The sequence below is a fragment of the Endozoicomonas sp. SESOKO1 genome, assembly GCF_024606265.1.
GTDB lineage: Bacteria > Pseudomonadota > Gammaproteobacteria > Pseudomonadales > Endozoicomonadaceae > Endozoicomonas.
Genome location: NZ_JAHHPP010000204.1, coordinates 1 through 3,799, shown reverse-complemented (window position 1 = coordinate 3,799; position 3,799 = coordinate 1). Strand labels below are relative to the sequence as shown.

Genomic DNA, 3,799 nt, shown 5'->3' with positions numbered 1-3,799 from the left:
ACATAACAAGAGCATCCAGCGGACGGCGCTAGACGCGCCGCCGCTTATGCAGGCGTTAGGTGCTCGTGCAAAACCCGCTGAATATCTGTATTCGATAGAGTATAATCGAGTATGATTTTGATTTAAGAGTGTCCAAATGCCAACAATATCAATGTTTTATGGTTTGATTGTCCGTATGTATTATTTTGATGATCAGCAACACAATATGCCGCATATCCATGTGCATTATCAGGATTGGAGTGCAATTATTGAGATTCCGACAGGAAATGTCTTGGAAGGAAGTCTGCCAAAAAACAAACAGAAATTGGTTGATGCCTGGATTGAAATTCATAAAGAAAGTCTTATGGCCAACTGGGATTTGGCAATTAATGGTGATTCGGTATTCAAGATTGATCCTTTAAAGTAGGTGTAAATATGAATCCATCTGTTAAATCTGTTCAAGCTCTAGAAAATTATAAGTTGAGGGTTGAGTTTGAAAATGACGAATTCAAAGATTTTGATGTCACGCCTTTTTTAGAAAAAGGTATTTTTTCTGAACTCAAAGATGACTCTTATTTTAAGCAGGTCAGAGTAGCTTTTGGCTCAGTAGAATGGCCTAATGAGCAAGATTTCAGCAAAGATACTCTTTATCTTCTTGGTGTTTCAGTGAGTCCAGCTACCCGCTCAAACAAAACATTGACAACGCACCTAACAAGAGAATCCAGCGGACGGCGCTAGACGCGCCGCCGCTTATGCAGGCGATAGGCGCTCAAACCAGCTTGTTACCCATTTTCACCAAAAGTAGTTTACGGGTTGTAGCTTGCAGGCTACAATTTGTGTATGAACTATGAGATTGTAACAACAGAGACTTTCAGGCGGTGGTTATCCAAGGTTAAGGATCGCCAGGCGAGAAAAGCCATAGCAATGAGGCTTACCCGTGCCGAAGCCGGAAATCTTGGTGATGTTAAATCTGTTGGTGGTGCGGTGAGTGAGATGAGGGTTTTTGTAGGAAAAGGCTACAGGATTTATTTCACCCTCCGCGAGGGGAGGCTTGTGATTTTACTTTGCGGCGGTGACAAATCAACTCAGGCAAAGGACATTCAGAAAGCTAAAGAAATTTTAAACAACTTGGAGGAATAGTTATGGGTGAAAAACTTTCATCATTCAACCCCGTTGACTTCCTGCAAGGGGAAGAGGAAATAGCTGAGTACCTGACAGAAGCATATCTTGATGAAGATCCTAACGTTTTCATCATTGCACTTGGGCATGTGGCCAAGCATAAGGGAATAAGCACTTTAGCAAAGGAAACAGGCTTGAATAGAGAAAGCCTCTATAAAACTTTCAGTGGTAAGGTGCAACCAAAATGGGACACTGTCCACAGGCTTTTACGAGCCTTGAATGTCAGGCTTGCTTTGTCAGGATAGATTCCACTTCCCCGCGCCTAAATCGGGTAAGGGCCGGTCTTTCTCCGGCCCTCCCCACAGCACCCGGCATGCGGGTCCGCACCGGGCGGTTCAACGATGATGGTGAAACCTGATCCATAAGTCTTTCAATGAAACAAGCCCAATTTTCGCAAGGTAACTGTTATTCAGTGCCTGCTGAACCGCATAGGTTTTACTCAGACGGTAATACCCTTTGCTGCTGGCTGCGATCTTGGCGGCGTTCACTTTATCAACGCCTAACCTGACCAGATGCTTAAAACGGGTTTTCGGCTTGCGCCATTGCTTCAGGAAGCAGCAACGGATTCGCCGACGTATCCATTGATCCAGCAGGGGAATTGGTCGGTAATATTCCGATAACCGGAAATACCCCAACCCCGGATATATTGCGCCAGTTTGCGTAACCGATGTTGCATTGAGACACCCCAGCGACGACTGGTCAACTTGAGTATTCTGTACTTGAATCGGTCCAGACACTTCTGGGCCCAGCGAACGTTCTTCCCTGTGAAGGTGAAACTCAGGAATTCGCTTTCTGTTGCTTTCACAACCTTCTCATCATAAAGAGCTTTTCCGGGAGTTAATCTTCAGTTTCAGCCTGCGTTCGATAAATTGGGTAATGCTGTGCATCACCCGATCCCCTGCACGCTGACTTTTGACGAGGATAACGAAGTCATCACACTCTCTTACTAAAGAGCCTTGCAAAGCAATGACCCCGATATTCAAGCTCCTTGTCGAGTTCGTCGAGGACCACATTAGACAGCAAGGGTGATAAAGGCCCACCCTGTGGCATGCCAACCCTGGTCGGGTAGACATTGCCCTCAATCATGACACCGGAGCGCAGGTAGCGACCAATCAGCTTCAGAAGGCGTTTGTCGTGGATCTTACGGGAGACCCTCGACATCAAAACGTCGTGATTGACCGTATGACCGCCATGGAAGGTGGGAAGCCTGGTTTTGCAGGAGCAAAAACCAGCCAAAGAATTTACTCAGATCAACGTCAACGGCGTAATGCAGCCCCCCGTTGATCAACTGCTTAACCTGACGGACTCCGTCGTGTGCTGACCGTCCCGGTCGGTAGCCAAAGCTGTTTGGGGAAAATCCCGGGTCAAAGACAGGCGTCAGCACCTGCACAATGGCCTGCTGTATGACCCTGTCGATCACGGTTGGGATTCCCAGCAAGCGCTCACCGCCGTCCGGTTTTTCTATTACATGCCGGCGCACGGGTGACGGCTGGTAGGTTCCGTCCAATAAGGCTTGACGCACTGAAGGCCAATGCTGTTTAGCAAAGTCTGGATAAGTTTCAATGGTGACTCCATCGATACCCGGAGCACCCTTGTTGCTTCTGACCTGTTTCCCGGCTCTGGCTTCTGCTTCGCACTACCTCCTGCATCCATGCAGTCGCATGCGCTTGCCAGATTAGCCGGTTCAAGTACGCAATTTAGTAAATCATGGTTCAAATCTGTTTAAAGATTCTGTCGCCAGGTACGGTGAGTCGCCGGACGGCTGCATCGCCCTGAGGGAATCAGTCTCCTCTTTGTCATCGATGTTCGGCCCTTCGCTGACGACTTCCCGTCCATTAATGACTTTTGTCGTATAGCTACGCGGTAACTGCTCCTGCGTTACTCTAGCTCCTGCATCCATGCAGTCGTATGGCCTCTGCTGATAAGGCCATGGATGGCCTGTATGCTGAAAATGCAGGAGCAATTTTCGGTCTTCTGTCCAATCACCACGCGGAGTTGCCTCTGCTGGCGCTATTGGTTGCCATCGGGTTTGCTCGATCAGGGTGATGAGCCCTGCTCGCCGAGCCTGTTGTAACCAGTGGCTGAGAACTGGGAATTACCAATCGCATGTTGAACAGATCTCCCCACTCTTTATAAACAAGAGGGAACATGAACTTTCAGTGCACAAAGCTTCCGCGTCCTGCTCACGCTCCTCGCCTGCATCCATGCAGGCGACCGCCGCATTTACCGTGTCTCACGAACCAGAGGGCTTTGTGATCCTTGGCTCACTCGCCCAGAGACTCAGCCTTGTATGCGATTTCTGGGGGACGCCCAGTCTACGTCGGCTCGCACCTTTGCACTCAGACTGCCTCCGCACAGGCCCTCACGGGACTGCACTTGCCTTAAGCTAGTGGTTGCCATCAGCAGGCGTCTTTACCGCCAGTCAGATGTAGGTTCTCCCACAGGGGACTTTCACCCCATTAGTTCATGCCCATGCCGGGCGTATCAAAAAATTCCAGGTGACGCCTACGGCGCACCTGAATTTGGCGTTAGCTGCTACCCACATTACTTAAGACTGTATATCTCTTGATCGCTTGGTGTTTGTGTTCATACGATTTTATGTTTTAGGTCAATAAAACTCTTCTTCGAGATAAATAAAATT

8 protein-coding genes and 1 pseudogene are annotated in these 3,799 nt (G+C 48.5%); 5 read left to right on the top strand and 4 right to left on the bottom strand.

The annotated features are described in order from the left end of the window. Positions 1 to 136 precede the first annotated feature (136 nt). From KDK13_RS09680 to KDK13_RS09665, 4 genes are all read left to right on the top strand, one after another. Entirely contained in the window at positions 137 to 406 is a 270-nt protein-coding gene (locus KDK13_RS09680; RefSeq protein WP_257284774.1) for a DUF4160 domain-containing protein, read from the top strand. 8 nt (positions 407 to 414) lie between these two features. Then, positions 415 to 717, top strand: coding sequence for a DUF2442 domain-containing protein (locus KDK13_RS09675; protein ID WP_257284773.1), 303 nt, complete (start codon positions 415 to 417; stop codon positions 715 to 717). A 102-nt stretch (positions 718 to 819) separates the two neighbouring features. Then, complete coding sequence (locus tag KDK13_RS09670; protein ID WP_257284772.1) at positions 820 to 1,119, top strand: type II toxin-antitoxin system RelE/ParE family toxin; 300 nt, start codon at positions 820 to 822, stop codon at positions 1,117 to 1,119. Positions 1,120 to 1,121: 2 nt separating this feature from the next. Next, positions 1,122 to 1,403, top strand: a complete 282-nt coding sequence (locus KDK13_RS09665; protein WP_257284771.1) for an addiction module antidote protein — start codon at positions 1,122 to 1,124, stop codon at positions 1,401 to 1,403. A 90-nt stretch (positions 1,404 to 1,493) separates the two neighbouring features. Here the strand turns inward: KDK13_RS09665 and KDK13_RS09660 are convergent. The 4 genes and pseudogenes from KDK13_RS09660 to KDK13_RS09645 all read right to left on the bottom strand — a co-directional run bounded on the left by KDK13_RS09660 (position 1,494) and on the right by KDK13_RS09645 (position 3,058). Further along, positions 1,494 to 1,834: pseudogene (locus KDK13_RS09660) on the bottom strand (group II intron maturase-specific domain-containing protein). Positions 1,835 to 2,091: 257 nt separating this feature from the next. Next, positions 2,092 to 2,319: a reverse transcriptase domain-containing protein gene (locus tag KDK13_RS09655; RefSeq protein ID WP_257284769.1), complete on the bottom strand. Its 228-nt coding sequence runs from the start codon at positions 2,317 to 2,319 to the stop codon at positions 2,092 to 2,094. Then, positions 2,300 to 2,638, bottom strand: coding sequence for a reverse transcriptase domain-containing protein (locus KDK13_RS09650; protein ID WP_257284768.1), 339 nt, complete (start codon positions 2,636 to 2,638; stop codon positions 2,300 to 2,302). The genes KDK13_RS09655 and KDK13_RS09650 overlap by 20 nt, the downstream gene beginning before the upstream one ends. Before the next feature lie 225 nt (positions 2,639 to 2,863). Then, positions 2,864 to 3,058 (bottom strand): hypothetical protein, encoded by a 195-nt coding sequence (locus KDK13_RS09645; RefSeq protein WP_257284767.1) that lies wholly within the window; start codon positions 3,056 to 3,058, stop codon positions 2,864 to 2,866. An 8-nt stretch (positions 3,059 to 3,066) separates the two neighbouring features. On the opposite strand from KDK13_RS09645, the gene KDK13_RS09640 reads away from it, so the two are divergent. Beyond that, complete coding sequence (locus tag KDK13_RS09640) at positions 3,067 to 3,204, top strand: hypothetical protein (RefSeq protein ID WP_257284766.1); 138 nt, start codon at positions 3,067 to 3,069, stop codon at positions 3,202 to 3,204. The last annotated feature ends 595 nt before the right edge of the window (positions 3,205 to 3,799 follow it).